Source organism: Rhodovulum sp. P5 (assembly GCF_002079305.1).
Taxonomy (GTDB): Bacteria; Pseudomonadota; Alphaproteobacteria; order Rhodobacterales; family Rhodobacteraceae; genus Rhodovulum.
In genome coordinates this window covers 3,316,901-3,343,020 of record NZ_CP015039.1, presented here as the reverse complement: position 1 = coordinate 3,343,020, position 26,120 = coordinate 3,316,901, and the positions used below count along the sequence as shown (strand labels likewise).

Here is a 26,120-nt window from a genome sequence, read left to right as displayed (position 1 = left end):
CCCGGCCCTTGCGGGGCCTTCGGCACGCCGCGCAGGGTCAAACCCGGTCGCAAGAGCTTAGGGGACGGGGGCCGGTGCGGCAATTGCCCGGCCATCGACCATTTTTGCCAGAGTTTTTCCCTTGACGCCCCCGGCGGCCTCGCTTACCTAGCGCCACGCTTCGGCGGAGTAGCTCAGTTGGTTAGAGCAGAGGAATCATAATCCTTGTGTCGGGGGTTCAAGTCCCTCCTCCGCTACCATCCCTTCCAGATGGAATTCGGTCCAGCCGCGGCGCACGCAGCCCGGCCTGACCGCACCCGGTGCAGGTCCGCATCAGGGGCCCCTCAGGCCGTTTTCTGCATATAGCCCGACGCGAAGGTCAGAAGATCGGCTTCGCAAAGCGGCCGGGCAAAGTAATAGCCCTGAAGCACGTCACAGCCGAGCGCCGCGAGGATATTGGCCTGTTCCTCGGTTTCCACGCCCTCTGCGACGGTGGCGATGCCCAGCGTCTCTGCGATCTCGACGATGGCGCGCACAAGGTTGCGGGACTTGGTGTCCTCGGCGACCGGGGTCACGATGCGCTTGTCGATCTTCAGCCCGGATGGCGCGATTTCCATCAACCCGATGACAGAAGCATGGCCGGAGCCGAAATCGTCGATCTCGATCTCGATGCCCGCATCCCGGATCATGTCGAGGTGGAACTTGAAGGCGTCGCTTTCCTCTTCCACCAGGATCGACTCCAGCAACTCGAACGTGACCTTGGTTTCGCCCTCGACCATCGCGCTGGCGGCCGAGACGACATCGGGGTCGTGCATCCGCCCGGAACTGACGTTGAAGCTGATCTTGGGAATGGAAACCCCCTGCCCCCGCAGGCGGTCCAGAACCTCGCGCGACTTGTCCATCATCACGCGGTCGATTTCGGGCACCACGCGCAATTGCTGGGCCACATGCATGAACGCGTCGGGCGCGACGATACCGCGGGTGGGATGGTTCCAGCGCAGCAGGGTTTCGACCCCCACAAGGCTGCCGTCGGTGGTAGAGACCTGCGGCTGGAAATAGGGGATGAACTCGTCCCGCTCCAGTCCCTCCTGGATTTCGACGGCAAGGCGCCGGTCGTTCATCAGGTTGGCGTGAAGCTCTTTGGTGAAGAATTCCAGCCGGTTGCGCCCATCGGCCTTGGCCCGGTAAAGCGCGGCATCGGCGAACAGCTGGATCTCGGCACCGGTCTCGGTCAGGTCTTCGGTATGGGCGATGCCGAAACTCGCCCCGAACCGGCACTGGCGCCCTTCGTACAACAGCGGCACCGCCAGTCGTTTCTGAATCCGTTCGACGATTTCCCGGGCATTGTCGCGGCACGTGCCGTGACCCAGCAGGATCGAGAATTCGTCCCCCCCGATCCGGGCCGCGAAATCGGTCGACCGGACGCTGTCGCGCAAGACATCGGCCACCCGCAGCAGAACCTGATCGCCCGCCTCGTGGCCCAGCGTGTCGTTGACATATTTGAAATGGTCCAGATCGACCCGGATCAGGGCGCAATCGCGCGGGCCGGTCCGGGCGCTTTCAAGGCGCTGGGTCAGGGTCTGGTCGAAATGGCGGCGGTTGGGCAGGCCGGTCAGGCCGTCCTGCAATGCCTGCCGCTCGTTCTCGGCACGCATCCGCTCGGCCAGTTCATGAGCCTTCAGAAGATCGACCTCGCGTTTGACGTCCTTTGTGACGTCATGCACCGCACCGGTCCAGACGATGGTGCCGTCCTGTTCCTTGCGCGGGGTCGCATTGGCGGACAGCCAGATCTTGCCCCGGTCGGGATGGTTGACGCGAAACCGAAGATGCCAGGGCGACAGGTCGCGGGCGCTGTCCAGCGTGGTGCTTGAGATTTCCATCTGGTCCGCGGGATCGACCCGGTCGAAGACCCGGCCCTTCATGTCCTCGATCTCTGCGCGGGTATAACCGAACAGGTCCTCGAACTTCGCGCTGGTATAGGGGAAGTCGCCCTCCTGGTTCTGGTTCAGGCGGTATTCGTAAAGGCCGACCGGCGCGATATTGGCGACCGAGGACAACCGCTCATGGGCCTTCTGCATCTCTGCGGCGGCCTCTGCGGCGCGCAACTGGGCGCGTTCCTGCTCGGTGACGTCAAGGATGCTGCTGTAGCACACGATGGACCCGTCGGGCTGGGCACTGGGGGTGACCGACGCCATGATCCAGCGCAAGCCCTCGGTCGGGTGGTTGAGCCGATGCTTGAAGGTCACCGGCGACAAGTCTCGCGCCGCCCGTTCCAGCGTCTCGTGAACCCACGGCAAGTCGTCGGGGTGAACATGGCGTGCGACGGCGGTGCCTTCCGCCTCGATCTCTGCCGCGGAAACCCCCATGATCTGGGCCAGTCTCGCGCTGAAATAGATCACGTCGATCGCGCCATCCGGCGACACCCGATACTCGGACAGCGCAGTGGCAGAGTTGTCGGCCAGCGTGTTCAGGCGCGTATGGGCGTGGCGAACCTCTTCGGCGGCTTGTGCGGCCTTCGTCTCGGCCTGCAGCCGGTCGGTGATGTCGAACATGCTGCCGAACCACAGGACCGCGCCGTCGGGCTGGGCAAAGGGCAGCGACGACGCCAACAGCCAGCGCAGACCGGTTTCCGGGTGGTCGATGCGAAAGCGGGCCTCGAACGGGGTCAGGTTCCGGCGCGACTCCTCGATGGCATCTGATATCGGCCCCCAATCGCCGTCAACAATACGGGAGAAGGCTAGCGTGGTGTCGATCCCCACATCTTCCGCAGTGACGCCCAGAAGCGACGGCAGTTTCGCGCTGAAATACGGCAGATGCATGCTGTCGTCGGCATCCTGCCGCAACTCGTACAGCGCGCCGGGGGCGTTGTCGGCCAGCGTGTTCAGGCGTTCGCTGACCCGGTGCGCGGCCTCTGCCGCCTCGGCAAGGCGGCGCTCGTTTTCCTTCATGTCGTCGATGCTGATGATGGCGCCGGCGATCAGGAAGGGCAGCCCCTTGTCCTCGCGCCCGACCTTGCGGGCCACCGCCCGGTACCAGTGATAGCTGCCATCGGCGTGGCGCGTGCGGTGCTCATGTTCATAGACATCGGCGCGCCCGTCGATCAGCTTTGACATCTCGGCGACGGCGCCGTCCCTGTCATCGGGGTGGATCAGGCCGCGCCAGCCGACATCGTTGCAGGGAAAATCGCCGGGCTCGTAGCCGAGCAGGCGATAGGTTTCGTCCGGCGCCCAGCCGGTTTGCAGATCGGGGCACACCGTCCAGTGGGCGATCTTGCCGGACTCGGCCGAAACGCGCAGCATCTCTTCCCGCGTCTGGGAATCCGCGCGGGCCTTTTCGGCGCTGGCCAGCGCATCCGACAGGCGGCGTTCGTTTTCCTTCAGGCTGTCGATGCTGACGGCCGTGCCCGAGATCAGGTCGGGCAGACCCTGACCGGACCGGTCGGTCTTGCGCCCCATGGACCGATACCAGTGATAGGTGCCGTCGGCATGGCGCAGCCGGTATTCAACCTCGTACAGGGAAACCTCGCCGGCAATCAGCTTGGCCATCTCGTCACGCGCCACGGTCACGTCTTCGGGATGGACCAGCGCCCGCCACCATGTGTGGGTCCGCTCGAACGTCTTCAGATCGTAGCCGAGGGCGAAATAGGTCTCGTCCGGGGCCCAGAATTCGTCGGTGTCGCTGCCAGCCGACCAGTAGAGGACCCCCCCGCAGACGGCCGAGGTGCGCAGCATCTCTTCCCGGGCCTGCGACTCTGCGCGGGCCTTTTCCGCGCTGGCCAGCGCGTCCGACAGGCGGCGTTCGTTTTCCTTCAGGCTGTCGATGTTGACAAGTGCGCCGAGGAACAGGGGCGGCAGACCCTGCGCGCTGCGGTCAAGCGTGCGCCCAAGCGCCCGGTACCAGTGATAGCCCCCGTCCTTGTGGCGCAGGCGGTACTTCAGCTCGAAATGCGGAATCTTCCCGCCTTCCATTTTTTCGGCTTCCGAAATGACGGATGGCAGGTCTTCGGGGTGGACAAGCGACCGCCACCAGACCCGGGTCTGCTCCACATCCGCCGCATCGTAGCCAAGCAGCTGATAGGTTTCGGCCGGCACCCAGAAGCTGTCTTCAACCGCACAGGCCGACCAGTGCAGGACCCCCCCGTTCCGGGCCGAGATACGCAGGATCTTTTCCCGCTCCTGCGCCTCGATCTGGGCCGTCCGGGCCCCTTCCAGCGCTTCGGACAGGCGACGCTCGTTTTCCTTCTGCTCGTCGATGCAGCTATGAACACCGCCGACCAGCGGCGAAAGGCCCTGATCGCTGCGGTCGATTCCGCGGGCGACGGTCCGGTACCAGTGATAGCTGCCGTCCTTGTGGCGCAGGCGTTGTTCGTGGTCGTAGACCTCCGCCTGACCCAGCATCACGGCCTCCATCTTGACGATGGAGTCGGGCAGATCGTCGGGGTGGATCAGGGCCCGCCAGCCCGCGTCGTCGGGCGTGAACTCTCCGGGGTCATAACCAAGCTGGCGGAAGCCCTCATCCAGCATCCACGCCTCGTTCCGCTCGGCACAGATCGTCCAGGCCCCCATCTTGCCGCATTCCACGGCAATCCGCAGCATCTCGGCGTTGGATTTCGCATCGGTCAGGGCGTCGGCCAGCTTTTCATCGGACCGGCGCCGCCGTGAAATGTCCTTCAGGCTTCCGCAGATCATCGGCGGCAGGTCCGGACCGTCGAGCGCGACCTCCCGGCCGCAGGCTTCGAACCACTTGTAGGTGCCGTCCTTGCAGCGAAGGCGATAATCGACATGGTAGGTCGGGCTGAGCCCTTGCCCCAGACGTTCGATGGCCTTGATGGCATGGTCGAGGTCTTCGGGGTGAATGCGCGACCGGATCCATGCGGAGTCAAGCTCCACCTCTCCGGGGTCGAAGCCGAGCATCCGGAAATAGGTATCGTTCGCCCACATCTTGCGGCGGGAAAGGTCGAAATACCACCAGCCGAAGCGCGCCGTTTCGACCGCCTGTTCCAGAATGTCGTGATGGTATTCGGCCGCAGCGACCTCTGGCACCTGCGTCAGCAGGTCATGGCGGGGACGCCGGACCGCGCCGGACCGCGCCTGCACCAGAAACCCGACCGTCCGGCCGCCGTCCAGGATCGGGGACAGCATGCAATCAAGCGACACCTCGCCCCCGTCGCCGGCAAGGAAGGGCCCGTGCACCTGTGCCGTTCCCTGCCCTGCATCGGCCAGATCCGACAGCACCGCCTGCAGCCGCTTGGCGAAATCCGATGCAAGCACCGTGGCGAACGGCCGCCCGGTCAGGCCGTCGGCATCCCGCCCGAGGATCTCAAGCGCCGCCGGGTTCGCCGCACATACCTCGCCCGCCATGGAAATCACCCAGGTCGGGGATCCCACCGCAGACACGAACCGGGAGAAATCAGTCAGGATCGGGGACATCGAACCACCGCAACAGTCGCAAGTACTCCTGTCTTCGGCTGAAAATCCTAACCCTTGGCTTAGGAAGCCGGTGTTGAGTAAAATGCCGTCTTCTTCGCAAGAGCCGGGGCGCGCGGGCGCCGGGCGGCAAAAGTTTCGCATGCGAAACAGATTGACAGAAGGTGAAGACCGCTTGCCATGACCGGGGCGGAGCGGCCTGTAAACCTGCCCGCTTCCCAGTCTCACGTCGATGGCAACGTAGAACAAGGCGCGGAGACAAGGGCCGGAGGCCCGCCGCGCCATCGCCGGGCCGCCGAACTTCGACAAAATCCGGGGGAATCTGCGTGAGCGCGTTCAGCGCAGGTATGGGATTTCAATAGCTTAAGGCGCGCGAGGTGGGCAGTTCGGCCGAAGTCGTGTAGTTACACGTTATGATGTTTAAGACCCTATGAATGCGCCCAAACGTGCGATATCCTGCATGCCATGTTCACGCGCATCACCGAGAGCGGCGGGCGTCGCTATCTGCAGATTGTCGAGTCCTTCCGTAACGAGGCGGGCAAGCCCCGGCTGCGCGTCGTGGCCAATCTGGGGCGCGTGGACGGGATGAAGGATGGCCAGCTCGATGCGCTGATCCGGGGGCTCAGTCGCGCCGCGGGTCGGGTCGAGCCCGAGAAGGCCGAGATCACCTACGAGGCGGCGCGCAGCTATGGCGACGTCTTTGCCCTGCACGAGTTGTGGAAGGACCTTGGTTTCGATCATGCCCTCGGCCGTGCGCTGCGTTCCGGCAAGCGGAAAGTCGACGTGGAGGCGCTGGTCCGCGCCATGGTGTTCAATCGGTTGTGCGACCCCACAAGTAAGCTGGGCTGCCTGCGCTGGCTGGAAACGGTCGCCATGCCGGCGATGCCGGACACCGTCACCCATCAACACCTGCTCCGCGCCATGGATGCGTTGATGGATCACGCCGATACCGTCGAAGGCGCGCTTGCCAAACAGATCCGTCCGCTGGTCGATCGCGATCTGGCCGTGGTCTTCTATGACCTGACCACGGTGCGCATCCATGGCGACGGGGATGTCGCGGACGACCTTCGCGCTTTCGGGATGAACAAGGAAACCGGCGGCATCGCCCGGCAGTTCGTGTTGGGCGTGGTCCAGACCGCGGACGGCCTGCCGCTCATGCATACCGTTCACCCGGGCAACATCGGCGAGACGAAAACCCTGCAGGGCATGCTCAAGACAGTCTTGCAGCGCTTCCCCGTCCAGCGTGTCATCCTGGTGGCCGACCGCGGTCTGCTCAGCCTTGAAAACATCGACGAGCTGACCGCCCTGGCCGATCAGGACGACCGCAAGCTGGAATTCATCCTCGCGGTTCCCGCCCGTCGTTATGCCGATCTGGTCGAAACCTTCCAGGGCCTTGCTTTCGACGAGGACGGGTTGGCGGAAAGCAGCTTCGCCGGCCACCGCCTGATCGTCGCCCATGATCCCGTTCGAGCCGCCGACCAATCCGACCGGCGCCGCGCGCGCATCGCCGAGCTTGAAGCCCAGGCCGAAAAGATGGTCGCAAAGCTCGACGCGCAGGACGGCGGCCAGACCGCGCGAGGTCGCCGTGCCTCCGACCGGGGCGCCTATAGCCGCTTCACCCGCGCCGTCGCCGAGGCGGAAATGACGCGCTTCCTCAAGGCAGACCTGCAGGCCGACCGGTTCAGCTGGAGTGTTGACGAGGACGCCGTCGCGCGCGCGGAGCTCTTCGACGGCAAGCTCGCGCTCCTGACCAACGCCCCCGACTTGACGCCCGCCGAGACCGTTACCCGCTACACGTCGCTGGCCGATATCGAACGCGGCTTCCGCGTCCTGAAATCCGACATCGAGATCGCCCCGGTCCACCACCGGCTGCCCGACCGCATCCGCGCCCACGCGCTGATCTGCTTTCTCGCCCTCGTCCTCTACCGTGTCATGCGCATGCGGCTGAAGGCCAAAGGACATGACGCCAGCCCCCGCACCGCGCTCGACCTGCTCGCCCGCATCCACCGCCACGAAGCCCGGATCGCCGACCGCAAGTTCGATGGCCTCACCACCCCGACCCCCGAACAACTGGAGCTCTTCGACACCCTGAACCTGCCAAAACCCGCCTGACCACCTTCGCGTAGTTACATTTTGGCCAATCTCGCCATAACAATATCAATCACTTACGCGTTTTGCTGGTGAACTTGAGGGGCCGACCCCACGGCCCGGCGATCTGGTAACACCGGCGCGACGTTCAAAGCTCGTCCGGATATTGCACCATAAAGCGCACAGACCGATCGTCCGGTCGCCGCGCCTCGGCCCGTCGATGGCGCGGCTCCAAGCGTTCCCTGAGGGCGGCAATGCCGCTGTCGATAAGGGCGAAGACGGAGGCCGCTCCCCTCAATCCTCGGCCCAATCCCAGGGGCGGGTGAAGTTGCCCAGCACATGCCGCACCGCCTCGGGGTCGACGGCGGGGGGACGTTCCAGCCGGGCGACCAGCCCGCGCTTTGGGTCCTCGACCACCTCGCGCACCTGAACCGGCAGGTCCGCGGCGGCAAGCGCGGCGGTGTAGACCCGCGCGATGGCCCGCTTGCGCAGGTCGGGCTTGAAGACCTTGCCAACGGCGGTCTTGGGCAGCTCTTCCACGATCTCCAGATGTTTCGGGATCGCGGCGCGCTCGTGGATGTGGCGGCGGGCATAGTCCATCAGGTCGTCGACCGTGGCGGTCGCCTCGGACACCAGTTCGACATAGGCACATGGCAACTCGCCCGCCACCGCGTCCGGTTGCCCGATGGCCCCGACGAACGCCACATCGGGGTGACCGGCAAGCGCCTCTTCGATCTCGGCGGGGTCGATATTGTGGCCGCCCCGGATGATCACGTCCTTCGCGCGCCCGGTGATGAACAGATACCCGTCCGCGTCGATCCGGCCCAGATCGCCGGTGCGCAGGAAGCGTCCCTCGGCGAACAGGCCCAGGTTCTTGCTGTCATCGGTATAGGTGGCCCCGGTGATGACGCCGGGATTGGTCACGCAGATCTCTCCGGTCTCATCGGTATCGCAGGCGCGCGTCACGTTGCCGTCCGCGTCGCATTTCAGGATGCGCACATCGGTATAGGGAAAGGGCAGCCCGACAGAGCCGATCTTCTTTTCCCCGGCTGGCGGGTTGATCGAGACAAGGCAGGTCGCCTCGGTCAGGCCATAGCCTTCGCAGATGGTGACGCCCGTGGCCTTTTCGAACCGGTTGTAAAGCTCCACCGGCAGGGCCGCCGACCCCGAAAAGGCGTATTTCAGGGTCGAGACATCGGCATCGACCTTGCGCTGCATCAGCGCGGCGATGGCCGTGGGCACGGTGATCACGAAGGTGACGCGCCAGCGTTCGACCAGCTTCCAGAAATTGTCGAACACCCCGTCGCCGCGATACCCCGCCGGCGTGGGAAAGACCACATGCGCGCCCGAGGCGATGACCGACATCATCACCGGATAGGCCGCGAAGACGTGGAACAGCGGCAGCGGGCAGATCACGGTGTCGTCCGGTCGGAACAGCAGCCGCTCTCCCAACCAGCCGTTGTAGATCATGCCAGAGACCTTGTGCTGGGCGATCTTGGGCATGCCGGTGGTGCCCCCGGTATGGAAATAGGCGGCGACGCGGTCCTCCGTCTGATCCGCAAAGGTCAGCCGGTCGGACGGTTCACCCGCAACCGCCTTGGCAAAGTCGAGATGGTCGGCATGGTCCGCGCCGCTCACCCTGGGGCGGATCACCGGGACGATCAGCCGTTTCAGGCCGGTCAGATAGGCCGCCAGATCGACCTCCAGCACGGTACGGACGGATGGCGCGTGGCGGACGGCCTCTGCCACCTTCTGGGCGATGTCGGTCTTGGGAAAGGGCTTCAGCGTCACCACGACCTTGGCCCGGGTCTGGCGCAGGATGGCAGCGATCTGCCCGGTCTCCAGCAGCGGGTTGACCGGGTTCACGATCCCGGCCACCGCGCCGCCCAGAAGCGTCACCACGGCCTCTGGACAGTTGGGCAGCACATAGGCAACGACGTCCTCCTCGCCGATGCCAAGACGCCGGAACAGGTTGGCCGCCTGCGTGACACGCCCGTGCAACTGCGACCAGCTCAGGGTCGTGGCCGGGGCATCGGGCGCGGAAAAAAGCTGGAACGAAAGGGCGGAGCGGTTGGCATGGCGGAGGGCCGTCTTGCCAAGGAATTCATGGATGCTGCGGGGCAGGTCCCGCCCATCCCATGTCGACTCGTTCTCTATCGCGTCGCGGTCAGCGCGCAGGGCATAGGCTGCCATGATGTTTCCTCCCGGTGGTCCACACCTTGGCCGGTGGCACGGACCCTACCCGGCAGGATGGAACGAAGCGCCGCCCACCGCAAGCTGTGCGTGCGGCTTCCAACGTGGCGTCAGGGGCCGCGATGCGGCGGGCGGGCCGAGATCAGGCTTGCGGAATGCGCAAGACCTGCCCGGGATAGATCTTGTCCGGGTCGGTCAGCATCGGCTTGTTGGCCTCGAAAATCTCGGGGTAACGCGCCCCCTCGCCCGACGTCTTTTCGGCGATGGCCTCGATATTGCCGACGGCCAAGCAACGATGCAGCAGGGCAAGTAGGGCCGCGCCCGACCTTGGGTGGGCGCATCGAAGCGCTTGTGCCGATCAGTTTATCTCAAAAGTCCGGGCGACGTACGGGACCCGAATGACATCTCCAATGCGCCCTCCCGGGGGAGGGTCGGGCGCGGCCCGGGCTGGTCGCCCGGACCGGCTTCGGGACGATGCTCCGAAAGGTTACGACCGTAGGCGTATGTCGTGTACTTTTTCAGCGGCCTATCAGGGTGCGGAAAGTCTGGACCGGACTCGGTGACACGCAAACGACAAAGCGCCGCTCAGGCCGCCGTTTCGATCCCGTCGGTGAATTGCAGCCGCGCCAGCCGGGCGTAAAGCCCGCCCTGCGCCACCAGGGCCTCATGGGTGCCCTCGGCGACGATCCGGCCATTGTCGAAGACGACGATCCGGTCGGCCTTTTTCACCGTGGCCAGCCGGTGCGCCACGATCAGCGTCGTACGCGTTGCCGCCATTTCGTCGACAGCATGCTGCACCGCGCGTTCGGACTCCGCATCCAGCGCCGAGGTCGCCTCGTCCAGCAGCAGAACGGGGGCGTCGCGCAGGATCGCGCGAGCAATCGCGATGCGCTGTTTCTGACCGCCTGACAGCATGATCCCGCGTTCGCCGACATAGGTGTCATAGCCATCGGGAAGCGCCGAAAGGAAGTCATGCGCGGCGGCGGCACGGGCGGCGGCCTCCACCTCTGTATCGGTGGCCTCGGGCCGGCCAAAGCGGATGTTTTCGCGCGCGGTGTCGGCAAAGATCACCGGGTCCTGCGGGACCAGCGCAACATGATGGCGGAAGGTGGCGCGGGTGGTTTCGCGCAAGTCCACGCCGTCAAACAGGATACGGCCCCCCTGCGGATCGTAGAACCGCAGAAGAAGCTGGATGATCGTCGATTTCCCCGCACCGGACGGGCCGACAAGGGCCACGGTCTCCCCCGGTTTGACATGCAGCGATATTCCGTCCAGCGCGTGCTGACCGGGCCGCGAGGGGTAGGAAAAGACGACATTGTCGAACCGGATGTCGCCGGAAACGGGGTTGGGCAGCGGCTGGGTATGGTCGGGGTCGGCCACGCTGTCTTTTGAGTTCAGCAGTTCGACCAGCCGTTCGGTGGCCCCTGCGGCGCGCTGCAACTCTCCCCAGACCTCGGTCGCCGCAGCCACGGCGCCGGCCACCATGATCGAATAGATCAGGAACTGTACAAGCTCGCCGACGGTCATCACATCGGTCCGGACATCGCGCGCACCGATCCACAGGACACCGACGATGCCCCAGAAGACCAGAAGGATCACGATCATCGTCATCAAGGCGCGGGTCCCGATGCGGTGCTTGGCAGAGACGAAGCTGCGCTCGGTCACCTCGCGGAACTGCGCGCGGCTGGCGGTCTCGTGGGTGAAGGCCTGCACCGTCTGGGCGGAAAGAAGCGCCTCTGACGCGTTGCCGGAAGACGCGGCGATCCAGTCCTGATTGGCGCGGGAGAGTTTCCTGAGCCGCCGCCCCAGAACCACGATGGGCACGATCACCGCGGGCACCAGCACCAGCACCGCCGCCGTCAGCTTGGCCGAGGTCGCCAGCATCAAGAGCAGCCCGCCGAAGAAGACAAGCACGTTGCGCAGCGCAACCGACAGCGAGGACCCGATCACCGACAGGATCAGCGTGGTGTCGGTGGTGATCCGGCTCAGCACCTCGCCGGTCATGATGCGTTCGTAAAAGGCCGGGCTCATCCCGATCATGCGGTCGAACACGGTGGAGCGGATATCGGCGATCACCCGTTCGCCCAGCCGCGTGACAAGGTAATAGCGCAGGGCCGAGCCACAGGCGAAGAGCGCCGCAATCGCCAGCGCCCCGCCGAAGTAGGAATCTAGGATATCGACGCTTTCGGTCTCGAACGCGTCGACCACGCGGCGCACGGCCATCGGCAGGATCAGCGAGACACAGGCCGTGGCCACCAGCGCGCTGAGCGCCGCGGCCAGCAATTTGCGATAGGGCAGAACGAAGGGCCAAAGCGCCCGGAGCGCGCCAATGCGCTTGGAGGTTTCACGCTCTTCCAGTTGCGGGGCGCCGGGGGGCATGCCGTATCTCCTGCAGGCGGGGTCGGACGTGTTGTAGGGCCGCAGCCGGGGGACAACAAGGCAGGGTCGCTCACGCGTCCGTGTGCGGCCGTGTCGGTCACCCGTGATCGGTCGGTCGACGGTGATGGGATGGAGCGGGCGGCGGGAATCGAACCCGCGTCATTAGCTTGGAAGGCTAAGGTCTTACCACTACACAACGCCCGCTTGGTCCCCCGTCACTATGCCAAGGCCCGGTCGGGGTCAAGATCCGGCTTTCGGTGCAAGGACGCCCGCCCGGACAAGCCGAGGGCGCCAACCCGTCAGAACACGACAGGCGGCGCCCCCAACCGAACAGTGTACTCGCTACCAGCCTCTAACCGGCCGTACAGCGGGCCATAAATCACTCGGCCCGTGATATGCAGTAGGCGCCCCGAACCGGGCGAAACTGGGTGAAAATTTCGGAAGTTTTTAGATTTTTTGCGCCGAGTTTCGGACACAGTTGTCCGGGTCATCCGCATGGCCCGGATATCCGCCTGAAAGACAGGTGCGGCGCAGCCGGCCGTCGATTTGGGAGGGGCCCGATCCTGCGCGCCGGGCGGGCGACAAGCCGAGGGCGCCAACCCGTCAGAACACGACAGGCGGCGCCCCCAACCGAACAATGTACTCGCTACCAGCCTCTAACCGGCCGTACAGCGGGCCACAAATCACTCGGCCCGTGAGATGCAGTAGGCGCCCCGAACCGGGCGAAACTGGGTGAAAATTTCGGAAGTTTTTAGATTTTTTGCGCCGAGTTTCGGACACAGTTCGCACCACGGCCCGTCCGGGGGGCAGACTGGCCTGGTCGCTTTCGTCCGCGTGGGCAAATGCATGCGGGCAACGGCCTTTGGCAGGCTGCTGAAATAGCCCAAATTCCATATCGTCACAGAAGAACGTTCCGTGTGAGCAACGATGGATCATGCCAAGCAGGGCCGCGCCCGGCCCGGGCTGGTCGCCCAAGCGAGCATCGGGACCATGTTCCTAAAGGTCTCGACTTTAGGCGCATGTCGCAGGCCTATTCAGCAGCCTGTTGGGAAAGCAGGGTGAGGGGACCAATCGGCAAGCCGGGGGCGCCGGACCGACCAAACACGACCGGCGGCGCCCCCGACCCAACAGGATACTCACCACCAGTCCAAATCGACCGAACAGCGGCCCCAACAATCTCCGGGGCCGCACATAGACAAAAGCCTGCGAAATCGGTCGGAAATCGGGGCAATGGTTGGGGCAGTTGCGGGCAGCGCGCAGACGGCACAGGCCACGGCGCGGCGGATAACGGGGCCGCGCGACCCGGCCCGTTCACGTGTTGGCGACAATGGGCCGGGCAAACATGGGCGACAGGGCGATGCCGGTCCCGAACCGGGGCCTACTGTTTCGCGACCGGAAATTGGGGCAGTGGCGGACCCGATGGCCCGGTTTTGCCCCGGCGGATGGAAACGGACCGTTTCGCCCGCGGCCCACTGGCCCCGATGCAATCGCGCGGCGCCAATGCCCGAACGCCTTTCCCATGGCGCGGCTTTCGCCTATATCCCGCAGACCATGGCCAAACCGAAGACAGATCCGAACTACAAGGTGATCGCCGAGAACCGGCGGGCGCGCTACGACTATGCCATCGAGGACGATCTTGAATGCGGGATCATCCTGCAGGGGTCGGAGGTCAAGTCGCTGCGCGAGAACGGCGCCAACATCGCCGAAAGCTATGCCAGCGTCGAAGACGGTGAGCTGTGGCTGGTCAACGGCTATATCGCGCCCTACGAACAGGCCAAGACCTGGGGGCATGAGGAACGCCGCAAGCGCAAACTGCTGGTGTCGCGCAAGGAACTGGCAAAGCTCTGGTCCGACACGCAGCGCAAGGGCTATACGCTTGTGCCGCTGGTGCTGTATTTCAACCACAAGGGCATCGTGAAGCTGAAGATCGGCATCGCCAAGGGCAAGAAGACCCAGGACAAGCGCGCGACCGAGGCCAAGCGTGATTGGCAACGGCAAAAGCAGCGTCTGTTGAAGGACCACGGTTAACTACCTTGTCTCTGCCGCGGCCGCGATTTATTGGAGTAAGAATGTTGCGCTGCCGGAGGGGTTCATGGCCTACGACGATCCGAAAACGCTTGTTTCGACAGAGTGGCTTGCCGCACATCTGAACGACCCCGACCTGCGGATCCTTGATGCGTCGTGGTATCTGCCGGGTATCGACCGCGACACACGGGCAGAATACGACCAGGGCCACATTCCCGGCGCGCGGTTTTTCGACATCGACGAAATTTCCGACCAGCGCTCCTCCCTGCCGCACATGGCGCCGCCGGTGGAGAAATTCATCAGCCGGATGCGCGCCATGGGCATCGGCGACGGGCACCAGGTGGTGGTGTATGACTCCGCCGGCATCTTCTCTGCGCCGCGGGTGTGGTGGACCTTCCGCCTGATGGGCAAGACCGACGTCGCCGTTCTGGACGGGGGCCTGCCGAAATGGCTGGCCGAGGACCGCCCGATGGAGGATTTGCCCCCCGTCGTGCGTGACCGGCACATCACGGTGCAGCGGCAGGCGCATCTGATCAAGGACGTCACGCAGGTGGCCGCGGCCTCGAAGCTGTCGGATTACGAGATCATCGACGCCCGCCCGCCCGGCCGCTTTGTGGGTGACGATCCCGAACCGCGCCCGAACCTGCGGCAGGGGCATATCCCGGGCGCCAAGAACGTGCATTTCGCGATGCTGCTGAGCGAGGACGGGACGATGAAGTCGCCCGACGACCTGCGCGCCGTGTTCGAGGCCGCGGGCGTGAACCTCAAGAAACCGGCGATCACCACCTGCGGGTCGGGGGTGAATGCGGCGATGCTTGCCCTCGCGCTCGACCTCTTGGGGCACCGCAGCTATGCGGTCTATGACGGCGCGTGGACGGAATGGGGCATGTATAACGACCTGCCGATCGAAACCGGGCCAGCCACATGCTGAACCGCCTGTCGCCGCAGGCGCCCGACAAGATCATCGGCCTGATGCAGGCCTTCCGCGCCGATCCGCGGACCGACAAGGTGGACCTTGGGGTCGGCGTCTATCGCGATGCGAACGGCACCACGCCGGTGATGCAGGCGGTGAAATCGGCGGAAGAACGGATTTGGCAGCAGCAGGCCAGCAAGGGCTATGTCGGGATTGAGGGCGATCCGGCGTTTCTGGAGGCCATTGCCGGGCTGACCCTGGGCGAGGCCGCGCCCCGCAACCGCCTGGCCAGCGTGGCGACCCCCGGCGGCACCGGCGCGGTGCGCATCGCGCTTGACCTCGTGCGGCTGGCCAATCCCGCGGCGCGCGTGTTCATCCCCGATCCAAGCTGGCCCAACCACGCGGCCATCGCCGGGTTCCTGGGGCTGGAGCAGGTCGAGTACCGCTATTACAACGCCGCCGACCGTGCGCTGGACCGGGAAGGACTGCTGGACGATCTGGGCCGAACCGGGCCGGGCGACGTGGTGATCCTGCATGGCTGTTGCCACAACCCCACCGGGGCCGACCTGACGCCTGCGGACTGGCAGGCTGTGGCCGAGGTGCTGTCGCGCACCGGCGCGCTGCCGCTGGTCGATCTGGCCTATCACGGGCTCGGCGCCGGGCTGGAGCCCGATGCCGAGGGCGTGCGCCTTTTGGCCCAGCGGCTGCCGCAGATGCTGGTCGCCGTCAGTTGTTCGAAGAATTTCGGGCTCTACCGGGACCGCGTCGGCGCCCTGCTGGCCCTTGCCCCCGATGCCGCCACGCAAGCCGTCGCGCGGGCGAACATGTCGAACCTGAACCGCCAGACCTATGCCTTCCCGCCCGATCACGGCGCGCGGGTGGTGACCGAGATCCTTGGCGACGCCAAGCTGCGCGCCGACTGGGCCGCGGAACTGAGCGCCATGCGCAGCCGGATCGAAACCCTGCGCGGGATGCTGGCCGAAACGCTGCAACAGAAATCCGGATCGGACCGGTTCGCCTATCTGGCGGCCCAGCAGGGCATGTTCTCGCTGATCGGCGCAAGTGACGATCAGGTGACGGCGCTGCGTGACGTGCACGGGGTCTATGTGATCGGCGACAGCCGGATGAACCTCGCCGGGTTGACCGAGGCGCTGATCCCCCGCGTGGCCGATGCGATGGTGGCGGTCGGGCTGTAGGCACCGGCAACCGGTCCGGCATCCCCCGCGCCCGGCCGAACCGGGCGCTTTTGAATCATTTCACATTCGCGCCTCTGGAACGACTTAAACAATCGGTAGGCATTGCCCGCTAACCCTCCAGTCATCTTTGTCTCGGTGGGATCGAAAGGGAAACCATGCCGAAGCTTTCACATACGTTCACCCCCGTCCTGTTCGCCCTGGCCGCAACCGGTGCCTTTGCCGGCGAAAATGACGCCCAGATGCAGGCCTTCCTCGAAGCCTCCGTGCTGCCGTGGGCGCAGGATGCGGCCATCCTCGATGCCGTGGCGGCCCAGAACGCCAAGACCGGCGGCTACGATCAGGCCACCATCGACCAGCTTGACACCACCTGGCGCGGTGAGGTCGGCGACCCCGGCAGCGCGCTGATCTCCTCGGTGATCGGCAATGCCGCGTCCGACTTTCTGCGGCAGCAGGTTGCGGCGACCGGCGGCCAGATCACCGAAATCATCGTGATGGATGCCAAGGGTCTGAATGTCGCCGCCTCGGGCGTGACCTCGGACTACTGGCAGGGGGATGAGGCCAAGCACAGCGACACCTTCGGCGTTGGTGCCGGGGCCGTGCATTACGGCGAGATCGAGTTCGACGAGTCCAGCCAGACCTATCAGGCCCAGATCTCGTTCACGCTGGTCGATCCGGCCACCGGTGCCCCGGTTGGGGCAATGACCGTCGCCGTCGACGGCGCAGCGCTGCTCTGACACAGCCTTTAGGGGAGATCGATCGATGAACGGTTCAAAGGACACATCCACGGTGCTGGCCGCAAAGGGATCGGTCTTCCTCAAGGCCGCGGCCCTGACGGCCATAACCGCCGTGATCGTGGCGGTCATGGTTCAGGTGGCCTCTACCCGCAGCGGCTATGACCTCATCTACAAGCAAGTCGGGGGCCTGATGGTTGCCGAAACGATATCAGGGGCCGAACTGATCGGTGGGCACCTGACCTTCGGCAAGGTGGACGGCATCAATGCGGAACTGGACAAACTCTCCGAGATGGAGGGGGAGCGTTTCGTTGAACTGGCCGTGTGGAACGCCAAGGGCGACATCGTGACGAACAAGGGCGTCGCAAGCCCTGCGGAAGAGGCGGAACTGGCCCGGCTTGCAAAACAGGCCATGGCCACCGGCAAGGTCGCGCGGGCCGATGGGCAGTTGATTGCGGCCGTACCCGTCTACTACCGCAACAGCGCAGAACCGATCGGCGCAATCGGTACGATCTGGACGCCCGATGGTCTTCTGGCCGACCTTCTGCTGGATGCCGCCCCCGCCATGGCCGTTGCGATGCTGATCACGGTGATGCTTGTCGCCGGCTCGGCCCTGCTGTTGCGCCGGATGATCGGCACACCGCTTGCCGAGGTCGGTGGCGCGATGGGACAGATCGCCAAAGGATCCTATGACAACGCCGTGCCGCGGACCGACCGCGGCGATGAAATCGGCGGCATCGCCCGCAGTCTGGACACGCTGCGCACCCGGCTTCAGGCGGCCAAACGGGCCGAAGAGGACGCCGAAAAGGGCCGTGCCGAACAGACCGATGCCGTTGAACGTCTGGGCGACGCCCTGACGGCGCTGGCCCGGGGCGACCTGACCCAAAGCCTGACCACCAGCTTTGGCGAGGGCTATGACCGGCTGCGGCTGGACTATAACGCCACGGTCGACACGCTGAACGACATCATGGGGTCGATCAACGAGAACGCGAAGGAAATCCACACCCGCGCCGAAGAGATCAGCGGCGCGTCCGAGGATCTGTCGCAGCGGACCGAGAACCAGGCCGCCACGCTGGAAGAAACCGCCGCGGCGATGGATGAGATGACGTCCTCGGTCCGCTCTGCCGCGGAAAGTGCGGCCGAAGTCGAGAAGGTCGTGAAGGATGCCCGCCAAGGGGCGGAGGAAAGCGGCCGGGTCGTGACCGACGCCATCGGCGCGATGTCGGGGATCAAGAAGTCGTCGGACGAGATCAGCCAGATCATCGGCGTGATCGACGACATCGCCTTCCAGACCAATCTGCTGGCCCTGAACGCCGGGGTCGAGGCCGCCCGCGCGGGCGAGGCTGGCCGCGGCTTTGCCGTCGTCGCCTCGGAAGTGCGGGCGCTGGCCCAGCGCTCCTCCGAAGCGGCGAAGGAGATCAAGGACCTGATCTCGACCAGTTCCGAGCAGGTCGATTCCGGCGTGTCGCTGGTCAACCGCACCGGCGACGCCCTGTCCGACATCGTCAAGCGGGTCAGCAACATCGCCGATCTGATCGGCGAGATCGCAACGGGCGCGCAGGAGCAGTCGGTGGGCCTGGGGGAAATCAATGTCGGCGTCAACCAGCTTGACAAGGTGACCCAGCAGAACGCCGCGATGGTCGAAGAGGCCACCGCAGCCTCCACCACGCTGAAGCAGGAAGCGCAGACCCTTCAGGGGCTTGTCGACCGCTTCCAGTTGCGGGGCGGCGGCCGGCCCGTCGGCGTGGCCAGCGCGCCAGCGGCACAGTTCAGCCACAGCCCCGTGCCGGTCACCCCCGAGACCGAGTTCGAAGTCGCACTTGCCCGCGATTCCGCGCCGAAAAGCGCGGCCAATGACAGCGCCTGGCAGGATTTCTGACGCCAGCGCCCAAGATCGCATCGGACCGTTCTGGTCGGGCACGACCGGTCCAAATGAAAAGACCCGGGCACATCTCCCGGGTCTTCATTTTTCTGGATTGGACAAAGGGACCGATCAGCCCTTGGCGAATTCGGGATAGGCCTCCATCCCCAGCTCGCCGATGTCGAGGCCCTGTACCTCTTCCTCTTCGCTGACACGGATGCCCATGATCGCGTTGAGGATGAACCACACGATGGCCGAGACGACGAAGACGAACGCGCCGACGATCGCGATGGACACCAGCTGGCCGTAGATCGTCGCGTCGGAGTTGGTCAGGACGACCGCGAAGGTGCCCCAGATACCGGCCATCAGGTGAACCGGGATCGCGCCGACAACATCGTCGATCTTCAGCTTGTCGAGGAACGGAACCGCGAAGACCACGATCACACCGCCGATGGCGCCGATCAGCGTCGCCATGCCCAGCGACGGCGTCAGCGGTTCGGCCGTGATCGACACCAGGCCCGCCAGCGCACCGTTCAGCACCATGGTGAGGTCCGGCTTGGAGTAGAGCACCTTGGTCAGGATCAGCGCGGCCAGCGCACCACCGGCTGCGGCCGTGTTGGTGTTGGAGAAGATGCGGCTGATGTCGGCGACGTTGCCGGCGGTGTCCATGTAAAGCTGCGAACCGCCGTTGAAGCCGAACCAGCCCAGCCACAGGATGAACGTGCCCAGCGTGGCCAGCGGCAGGTTGGCACCCGGCATCGGATGGACAGAGCCGTCCTTGCCATACTTGCCCAGACGTGGGCCCAGGATCAGCGCACCGGCCAGAGCGGCCCAGCCACCGGCAGAGTGCACGACCGTCGAACCGGCAAAGTCGAGGAAGCCGAAATTCGCATCAAGGAAGCCGCCGCCCCATTTCCACGACGCTTGGATCGGGTAGATCAGGCCGGTCAGGATGACGACGAAGATCAGGAAGGGCCAGAGCTTGATCCGCTCTGCCAGCGTGCCCGACACGATGGATGCGGTCGTCGCACAGAACATCAGCTGGAAGAAGAAGTCGGAGCCGACCGAGGCATAGCTCAGGTCGGTGTCGGGGCTGCCGCCCACGGGTTCCAGCGTGGTTGCGCTGAAGGCGCCCAGCACGTTGGTGATGGTCCAGCCCCCCTCGCCGGGATACATCAGGTTGTAGCCGATCCCGTAGTACATGATCGCCGCGATGGAGAAGAGTGCCACGTTCTTCATCAACTGCATCGTGGTGTTCTTCTGCCGCACGAGGCCCGCTTCCAGCATGGTGAAGCCCGCGGCCATCCACATCACCAGAAAGCCGGTGACGAGGAACATGAAGGTGGTGAAGATATAGCCGATTTCCTCGTTCGGCGGCGTGGTGTCCACCTCCTGGGCAAAGCCCAGTGCGGGAAGGGCGATCAGGCCCGCCGCGAGGGGAAGAATTGTCGAAGGTTTCATCGTCGATTGGTCCTTTACTGACTGGATCGTCGCGCGGATCAAAGCGCGTCGTCGCCGCTTTCGCCCGTGCGCACCCGCACAGCCTGCTGCACATCGAGCACGAAGATCTTGCCGTCCCCGATCTTGTCGGTCTTTGCGGTCTTCGAGATGGTATCGACAACCTGTTCGGCCATCGCGGCCGAGACCACGAGTTCGATCTTGACCTTGGGCACGAAGTTCACGGCGTATTCGGCGCCGCGATAGATCTCGGTGTGACCGGACTGGGAGCCGAAGCCCTTGATCTCGGTCACCATCATGCCGCGCACGCCGATGGTCGTGAGGGCTTCCCTCACCTCCTCCAGCTTGAACGGCTTGATTGCAGCGATGATGAGTTTCACTGTTACCACCTTTCCGGTTTCGCAGGCGCGCCTGCAGGATTTCACGTGGGCTAGGAAGGGGGCGCGGGCCGGGGGACTCAAGAAATCCGGGGCGCGAACGGCCGGGATCGCGCGGACATATGCACAATTTTTGCACATGTTTTGCCTGTCGCGTAATTTTTGGGCAATTCCGAATCCGGGCCTTGAACGCCATGTTCGCGGGCGTGCGCCGCCCCCCGACATGCCCGACCGGAACCGACATTGCCTACCCGACGGCAATCGCGCATGCAAAAGGCCCGGACGCGCGCGCCCGGGCCTTTCCGTTTCGCTTCCCTGTTACGCGGGATCAGCTGTGATAGGCAGCCTCGCCATGGCTGGTGAGGTCCAGACCCTGACGCTCGCTGTCGTTGTCGACCCGCAGACCGACGAGCATGTCCACCACCTTGTAGAGGATCAGCGAGATCACGCCACACCACACGATGGTGACCAGAACGGCCTCGGCCTGAATGATGGTCTGGCCGATGGCGTTGTAGTCGTCGCCACCCTGGCCGCCGAACAGCGGGCCGCCCAGCAGACCGGTGCCGAGCGCGCCGGTGATGCCGCCGATGCCGTGGATGCCGAACACGTCAAGGCTGTCGTCATAGCCAAGTTTGGCTTTGACCGTGGCCACGAAGAAGTAGCAGATCGGCGAAACGACGAGGCCCAGGATGATCGCACCGATCGGGCCAAGCTGGCCACAGGCCGGGGTGATCGCAACCAGACCGGCAACCAGACCCGATGCAGCGCCCAGCATCGAGGCCTTGCCGCGCAGGATCATCTCGACGATGGACCACGACAGGATGGCCGCGGCGGTGGCAACGAAGGTGTTGATGAAGGGCAGACCGGCGAAGCCGTTGGCCTCGAGGTTGGAGCCGACGTTGAAGCCGAACCAGCCGACCCACAGCATAGACGCACCGACCATGGTCAGGGTCATCGAGTGGGGCGCCATGTTGTCCTTGCCAAGGCCGATCCGCGGGCCGACCAGATAGGCACCGATCAGCGCCGCGATACCGGCATTGATGTGCACAACGGTGCCGCCGGCGAAGTCAAGCGCGCCGAGGTTGAACAGAAGACCCGAACCATCCCAGACCATGTGGGCAATGGGGAAGTAGACGAAGGTCACCCAGAGGGTGCAGAACAGCAAAACGGCCGAGAACTTGATCCGTTCGGCGAAGGCGCCGACGATCAGGGCCGGCGTGATCGCGGCAAAGGTCATCTGGAACACGATGAACACATATTCCGGGATCACCACACCGTCGGTGAAGGTGGCCGCGGTCGAATCCGCCGTGACACCCGACAGGAACAGCTTGCCGAAGCCGCCCCAGAACGGCGAAGTACTGCCGCCGAAGGCAAAGGAGTAGCCCCAGAACACCCAGATCACCATCATCAGCGACGCCACCAGCATGACCTGCATCAGCACCGACAGCATGTTCTTTGCGCGCACGAGACCGCCATAGAACAGCGCCAGCCCCGGAACGGTCATGAACAGGACCAGCACGCTGGCCGTCATCATCCAGGCGACATCGCCCTTGTCCATCGTTTCCGTCACCGCGTCCTGCGCGAAGGCGGGCAGCGCCGCCGACGCCGCAAGGGCCGACAGACCCAAGGTTGTACCAAGTTTCTTCATTGTCATTCTCACTCTCTATCCCTTTTACGTCCGCGTCAGATCGCGTCGTCGTTCAGTTCGCCCGTACGCACGCGCACCGCCTGCTGCACGTCGAGAACGAAGATCTTGCCGTCGCCGATCTTGTCGGTCTTGGCGGTCTTCGCGATGGTCTCGACGACCTGATCTGCCATGGACGCGGCCACGACGATCTCCAGTTTCACCTTGGGCACAAAGTTCACGGCGTATTCCGCGCCGCGATAGATTTCAGTGTGACCGGACTGAGAGCCGAAGCCCTTGATCTCGGTCACCATCATGCCGCGCACGCCGATTGCAGTGAGGGCTTCCCTCACTTCCTCCAGCTTGAACGGCTTGATTGCAGCGATGATGAGTTTCACTGTTACTACCTTTCCGGTTTGGCAGGAGCCCCTGCGGGATTCACGCCGGCTAGGAACGGCACGACGGCGCGGGGGGGCAAGCTCTTACATCGCTCAAGAAGCCGCCAAACAGGAAGTTAATGCACATTTTTTGCACACAAGATACTTAATGACCATTTCTTGAGCAGATTGGAAAGTCGGAAAGTTGACCTCTCAGGAACTCCACATTTCCGGGCAGGCAGGCTATCCTGCCGCAAAACAAAACAGAGGCAGTCGAAACGGCAATGGGCAGCAAAGGCCGGAAGACCCCCCCTTTGGTCGCGGAACGGCGTCCTCGCAAGAAGACCGCCAGCAAGACGACAAAGAGCAAACGGACCCCGACCCGGCGCGGGTCGGGTGGTGGAAGCCGCCGCACGACACGGCGCAAGACGCGCAACCCCATTGTGGCCGCGTTTCGCCGGCTGATCGGCTGGCTGGTCGCGCTGGTGTGGAAACTGACCTCGCGTCTTGCGCTGTCGGTCGCGTTGGTGATCGCGCTGGCCGTTCTCTACTTCTATGCCCAGTTGCCCGAGATGTCCGCGCTGCTTGACGGGCGCACCCGCGGCTCTGTCACGCTGCTGGACCGCAGCGGAGAGGTGTTTGCCTGGCGGGGGGAACAGTTCGGCGGCCAGATCACCGCGGGAACCGTCGCGCCCGTTCTGAAGAACGCGATCGTCGCGACAGAGGATCGGCGCTTTTACCGCCATTTCGGCATTTCACCCCGCGGCATCGCCGGGGCGGTCCGGATCAACCTGGCCGAGGGGCGTGGGCCGCTGTCGGGCCATGGCGGGTCCACCATCACGCAGCAGACGGCGAAGCTCTTGTGCCTTGGGGTGCCCTACGAGCGCGCGAAGTGGAAGAACGAGGCCGCCTATGAGGCCGACTGCCGCCGCACGACGCTCTGGCGGAAGGCCAAGGAAGCGCTGTTCGCCATGGCGATGGAGGCGAAGTATTCCAAGGACGAGATCCTGACGATCTACCTTAACCGCGCGTATCTTGGCGCGGGCGCGCGGGGGTTCGAGGCCGCCGCCCAGCGCTATTTCGGCAAGTCGGCCAATCAGGTCGACACGGCAGAGGCGGCGATGCTGGCCGGGCTGCTGAAGGCCCCCACGACCTATGCGCCCACCAACAACCTGCAACGGTCCCGCGACCGGGCGAACCTGATCATCGGGCTGATGCAGGCGCAGGGCTATCTGACCGCGAAAGAGGCGTTGCTGGCCAAGGCGCATCCCGCGGAACTGTCGCAGGCCGCAGAATCCCGCTCGGGCGGATATTTCGCCGACTGGGTCATGGCCTCGGGCCCCGATTTCCTGACCCGCAACACCACCGAAGACGTGATCATCCGCACCACCTATGACCCGCGCCTGCAACGCGCCGCGGAAGAGGCGGTGAAAGAGGTCTTTGCGACGAAGGTTCGGAAGGGATCGGAGGCCGAGACCGCGGTCGTCGTGATGTCGGCCGACGGCGCAGTGCGCGCCATGGTGGGCGGCCGCAAGACCGCCATCGGGGGGTTCAACCGGGCGACCATGGCGCTGCGTCAGACCGGGTCGGCCTTCAAGCCCTTCGTTTATGCCGCGGCGCTGGATCTGGGCTATACGCCCAACGCGACGGTTCTGGACGAACCCTTCACCATCGACGTGCCCGGCTCCGGCCCCTACAGCCCCAAGAACTACTCCCGCGACTTTCGCGGGCGGGTGACCCTGACCGAAGCATTGCAGCATTCGCTGAACATCCCCGCCGTTAAGGTGTCAGAGGCCGTGGGGCGCGAAAACGTGCGCAAGATCGCCGCGGATTTCGGGTTGGAAAGCGATCTGGCCCTTGGCCCCGCGCTGGCCCTTGGCGCCTCGGAATCCACGCTGATCGACATGACCGGCGCCTATGCGGGTATCCTGAACGGCGGGTCGAGCGTCACGCCCTACGGGTTCGTCGAACTGCGCCTGAAGGGCGACCGCGCCCCCCTGATGGACCAGGCCGGCGGCATGGGCGAGCGGGTTATTTCCGAACGCGCCGCCCGCAGCCTGATCTACATGATGAACCGCGTGGTGGAGGCCGGCACCGGACAGCGCGCCAAACTGCCCGGCTGGCAGGTCGCCGGCAAGACCGGGACGACGTCGGCCGCGCGCGACGCATGGTTTATCGGCTTTACCGCCGATTACGTGGCCGGTGTCTGGATGGGGTATGACGACAACTCTCCCCTGACCGGCGTCACAGGGGGCGGATTGCCGGCCGAGATCTGGCACGCGACCATGCTGCGCGTGCATGAGGGCCTGCCGCCCCGGCCGCTGCCGATGCTGATCCCCGACGCGCCACGGAATGGCGAGCCGAGGCAAGAGGCCCGCCCCAGAGAGTCCCGCGACAACGCCGCCGACAACATCCTGAAAGAGGTTCTGGGCGCGCTTCTGGGCCGCCGGAACTGACGGCCCAACAACGCCTGCCCGATCAGCCCGAGCCGATCAGGATGCCTGCCCCAAGAACCAGTGCGCCGCCCAGCACGACCTGGAACGCGGCGCGGAAGAACGGCGTGTCCATGTATTTCTTCTGGATCCACGCGATCGCCCAAAGTTCGACGAACACCACGACCATGGCAATGATCGTCGCGGTCCAGAAATGCGGGATCAGATAGGGCAGCGCATGGCCCAGCCCACCGAGCGCCGTCATCACGCCAGAGGCGATGCCGCGCTTGATGGGCGAGCCGCGGCCCGAGATTTCCCCGTCATCGGACGCGGCCTCGGTAAAGCCCATGGAAATCCCCGCCCCGACGGAGGCCGCCAGACCGACAAGGAAGGTCGTCCACGTATCCTGCGTGGCAAAGGCGGTCGCAAAGATCGGGGCCAGCGTCGAGACCGACCCATCCATGAGACCCGCCAGCCCGGGCTGCACCCAAGTCAGCACGAATTGCCGGTGGGCGGTCCGCGCTTCCTGCTCCTTGCTGTCCTCGTCCAGATGCTTGCCCGTCAGCGTGTCGGCCGCCGCGGTGTGCCCGGCCTCGGCCGCGGCCAGTTCCCCCAAGAGTTTCCGGGTGGAGGCGTCAGAGGTCCGCTGCGCGGCCTTGATGTAAAACTGGTGCGCGTCGCGCTCCATCATCTCGGCTTCTTCGCGGATGCGCTCGATCCCCAGATTCTGGACCAGCCAGACCGGCCGCCGGGCATAGTAGCCCGAGACATGCTCGCGCCGGATCAGGGGAATGGTTTCGCCGAACCGCTGCCGGTGCTTTTCGATCAGCCGGTTGCGATGGGCGTCTTCCTCCTTGGCCATGCCCTCGAAGATCCGGGCGGAGTCGGGAAAGTCGGTCCTGAGTTGTTCCGCATAGCTGCGGTAAATGCGGGCGTCGTCCTCTTCGGAGGAGATCGCAAGCGCGAGGATCTCCTGCTCGTTGAGGTCGGAGAAGCGGCGGCGCTGACTGACACCGGGAATCATGGATGGACTCCTGTTTTAGAATATTTCTAAAGTTAGG

15 protein-coding genes, 2 tRNA genes and 1 pseudogene are annotated in these 26,120 nt (G+C 64.8%); 8 read left to right on the top strand and 10 right to left on the bottom strand.

Translation table 11 applies throughout. The features are described from left to right. Nucleotides 1-162: 162 nt before the first annotated feature. Nucleotides 163-239 (top strand) — tRNA-Met (locus tag RGUI_RS15910). Nucleotides 240-323: 84 nt separating this feature from the next. On the opposite strand, the gene RGUI_RS15905 is transcribed toward RGUI_RS15910, so the two are convergent. After that, complete coding sequence (locus RGUI_RS15905; protein ID WP_216640079.1) at nucleotides 324-5,408, bottom strand: PAS domain-containing protein; 5,085 nt, start codon at nucleotides 5,406-5,408, stop codon at nucleotides 324-326. Between the two features lie 462 nt (nucleotides 5,409-5,870). Here RGUI_RS15905 and RGUI_RS15900 point away from each other — a divergent pair, with 462 nt between their 5' ends. Next, the gene (locus tag RGUI_RS15900) at nucleotides 5,871-7,517 is read left to right on the top strand and encodes an IS1634 family transposase (protein ID WP_081533821.1); all 1,647 of its coding nucleotides are present in this window, start codon (nucleotides 5,871-5,873) and stop codon (nucleotides 7,515-7,517) included. Nucleotides 7,518-7,787: 270 nt separating this feature from the next. On the opposite strand, the gene RGUI_RS15895 is transcribed toward RGUI_RS15900, so the two are convergent. From RGUI_RS15895 to RGUI_RS15880, 4 genes and pseudogenes are all read right to left on the bottom strand, one after another. Continuing rightward, nucleotides 7,788-9,686: an acyl-CoA synthetase gene (locus RGUI_RS15895; RefSeq protein ID WP_081534747.1), complete on the bottom strand. Its 1,899-nt coding sequence runs from the start codon at nucleotides 9,684-9,686 to the stop codon at nucleotides 7,788-7,790. Nucleotides 9,687-9,828: 142 nt separating this feature from the next. Beyond that, a pseudogene (locus tag RGUI_RS15890) lies at nucleotides 9,829-9,954 on the bottom strand (LysM peptidoglycan-binding domain-containing protein); the annotation flags it as partial. 317 nt (nucleotides 9,955-10,271) lie between these two features. Next, the gene (locus RGUI_RS15885) at nucleotides 10,272-12,065 is read right to left on the bottom strand and encodes an ABC transporter transmembrane domain-containing protein (RefSeq protein WP_081534745.1); all 1,794 of its coding nucleotides are present in this window, start codon (nucleotides 12,063-12,065) and stop codon (nucleotides 10,272-10,274) included. Between the two features lie 130 nt (nucleotides 12,066-12,195). Continuing rightward, nucleotides 12,196-12,269, bottom strand: a tRNA-Gly gene (locus tag RGUI_RS15880). A 1,347-nt stretch (nucleotides 12,270-13,616) separates the two neighbouring features. Here RGUI_RS15880 and smpB point away from each other — a divergent pair. The 5 genes from smpB to RGUI_RS15855 all read left to right on the top strand — a co-directional run bounded on the left by smpB (nucleotide 13,617) and on the right by RGUI_RS15855 (nucleotide 18,809). After that, nucleotides 13,617-14,093, top strand: a complete 477-nt coding sequence (gene smpB, locus RGUI_RS15875; RefSeq protein WP_081536127.1) for an SsrA-binding protein SmpB — start codon at nucleotides 13,617-13,619, stop codon at nucleotides 14,091-14,093. A gap of 64 nt (nucleotides 14,094-14,157) precedes the next feature. Next, nucleotides 14,158-15,021, top strand: coding sequence for a 3-mercaptopyruvate sulfurtransferase (gene sseA, locus RGUI_RS15870; protein ID WP_081534743.1), 864 nt, complete (start codon nucleotides 14,158-14,160; stop codon nucleotides 15,019-15,021). Continuing rightward, nucleotides 15,015-16,199 (top strand): amino acid aminotransferase, encoded by a 1,185-nt coding sequence (locus RGUI_RS15865; protein ID WP_081534741.1) that lies wholly within the window; start codon nucleotides 15,015-15,017, stop codon nucleotides 16,197-16,199. The genes sseA and RGUI_RS15865 overlap by 7 nt, the downstream gene beginning before the upstream one ends. A gap of 155 nt (nucleotides 16,200-16,354) precedes the next feature. Beyond that, a complete protein-coding gene (locus RGUI_RS15860) occupies nucleotides 16,355-16,933 on the top strand; it encodes a hypothetical protein (protein WP_081534739.1) in 579 nt (192 codons plus the stop codon). A 25-nt stretch (nucleotides 16,934-16,958) separates the two neighbouring features. Then, entirely contained in the window at nucleotides 16,959-18,809 is a 1,851-nt protein-coding gene (locus RGUI_RS15855) for a methyl-accepting chemotaxis protein (RefSeq protein WP_081534737.1), read from the top strand. Nucleotides 18,810-18,923: 114 nt separating this feature from the next. Here the strand turns inward: RGUI_RS15855 and RGUI_RS15850 are convergent, their stop codons facing one another. From RGUI_RS15850 to RGUI_RS15835, 4 genes are all read right to left on the bottom strand, one after another. Continuing rightward, nucleotides 18,924-20,252: an ammonium transporter gene (locus RGUI_RS15850; RefSeq protein ID WP_081534735.1), complete on the bottom strand. Its 1,329-nt coding sequence runs from the start codon at nucleotides 20,250-20,252 to the stop codon at nucleotides 18,924-18,926. Between the two features lie 38 nt (nucleotides 20,253-20,290). Then, complete coding sequence (locus tag RGUI_RS15845; RefSeq protein ID WP_081534733.1) at nucleotides 20,291-20,629, bottom strand: P-II family nitrogen regulator; 339 nt, start codon at nucleotides 20,627-20,629, stop codon at nucleotides 20,291-20,293. 325 nt (nucleotides 20,630-20,954) lie between these two features. Then, nucleotides 20,955-22,274, bottom strand: coding sequence for an ammonium transporter (locus tag RGUI_RS15840; RefSeq protein WP_156883097.1), 1,320 nt, complete (start codon nucleotides 22,272-22,274; stop codon nucleotides 20,955-20,957). 35 nt (nucleotides 22,275-22,309) lie between these two features. Further along, complete coding sequence (locus tag RGUI_RS15835; RefSeq protein WP_081534729.1) at nucleotides 22,310-22,648, bottom strand: P-II family nitrogen regulator; 339 nt, start codon at nucleotides 22,646-22,648, stop codon at nucleotides 22,310-22,312. A gap of 263 nt (nucleotides 22,649-22,911) precedes the next feature. On the opposite strand from RGUI_RS15835, the gene RGUI_RS15830 reads away from it, so the two are divergent. Then, nucleotides 22,912-25,083: a transglycosylase domain-containing protein gene (locus tag RGUI_RS15830; RefSeq protein ID WP_081534727.1), complete on the top strand. Its 2,172-nt coding sequence runs from the start codon at nucleotides 22,912-22,914 to the stop codon at nucleotides 25,081-25,083. Nucleotides 25,084-25,105: 22 nt separating this feature from the next. Here the strand turns inward: RGUI_RS15830 and mbfA are convergent, their stop codons facing one another. Continuing rightward, complete coding sequence (gene mbfA / locus RGUI_RS15825) at nucleotides 25,106-26,083, bottom strand: iron exporter MbfA (protein ID WP_081534725.1); 978 nt, start codon at nucleotides 26,081-26,083, stop codon at nucleotides 25,106-25,108. Nucleotides 26,084-26,120 lie beyond the last annotated feature (37 nt).

Bases quoted from the DNA above. Each gene is read 5' to 3' on its own strand.
- RGUI_RS15855 (WP_081534737.1), top strand. From the start codon at position 16,959: ATGAACGGTTCAAAGGACACATCCACGGTGCTGGCCGCAAAGGGATCG.
- RGUI_RS15900 (WP_081533821.1), top strand. From the start codon at position 5,871: ATGTTCACGCGCATCACCGAGAGCGGCGGGCGTCGCTATCTGCAGATT.
- RGUI_RS15905 (WP_216640079.1), bottom strand. From the start codon at position 5,408: ATGTCCCCGATCCTGACTGATTTCTCCCGGTTCGTGTCTGCGGTGGGA.
- mbfA (WP_081534725.1), bottom strand. From the start codon at position 26,083: ATGATTCCCGGTGTCAGTCAGCGCCGCCGCTTCTCCGACCTCAACGAG.
- RGUI_RS15840 (WP_156883097.1), bottom strand. From the start codon at position 22,274: ATGAAGAAACTTGGTACAACCTTGGGTCTGTCGGCCCTTGCGGCGTCG.
- RGUI_RS15865 (WP_081534741.1), top strand. From the start codon at position 15,015: ATGCTGAACCGCCTGTCGCCGCAGGCGCCCGACAAGATCATCGGCCTG.
- RGUI_RS15860 (WP_081534739.1), top strand. From the start codon at position 16,355: ATGCCGAAGCTTTCACATACGTTCACCCCCGTCCTGTTCGCCCTGGCC.
- RGUI_RS15885 (WP_081534745.1), bottom strand. From the start codon at position 12,065: ATGCCCCCCGGCGCCCCGCAACTGGAAGAGCGTGAAACCTCCAAGCGC.
- RGUI_RS15830 (WP_081534727.1), top strand. From the start codon at position 22,912: ATGGGCAGCAAAGGCCGGAAGACCCCCCCTTTGGTCGCGGAACGGCGT.
- RGUI_RS15895 (WP_081534747.1), bottom strand. From the start codon at position 9,686: ATGGCAGCCTATGCCCTGCGCGCTGACCGCGACGCGATAGAGAACGAG.
- RGUI_RS15850 (WP_081534735.1), bottom strand. From the start codon at position 20,252: ATGAAACCTTCGACAATTCTTCCCCTCGCGGCGGGCCTGATCGCCCTT.
- sseA (WP_081534743.1), top strand. From the start codon at position 14,158: ATGGCCTACGACGATCCGAAAACGCTTGTTTCGACAGAGTGGCTTGCC.
- smpB (WP_081536127.1), top strand. From the start codon at position 13,617: ATGGCCAAACCGAAGACAGATCCGAACTACAAGGTGATCGCCGAGAAC.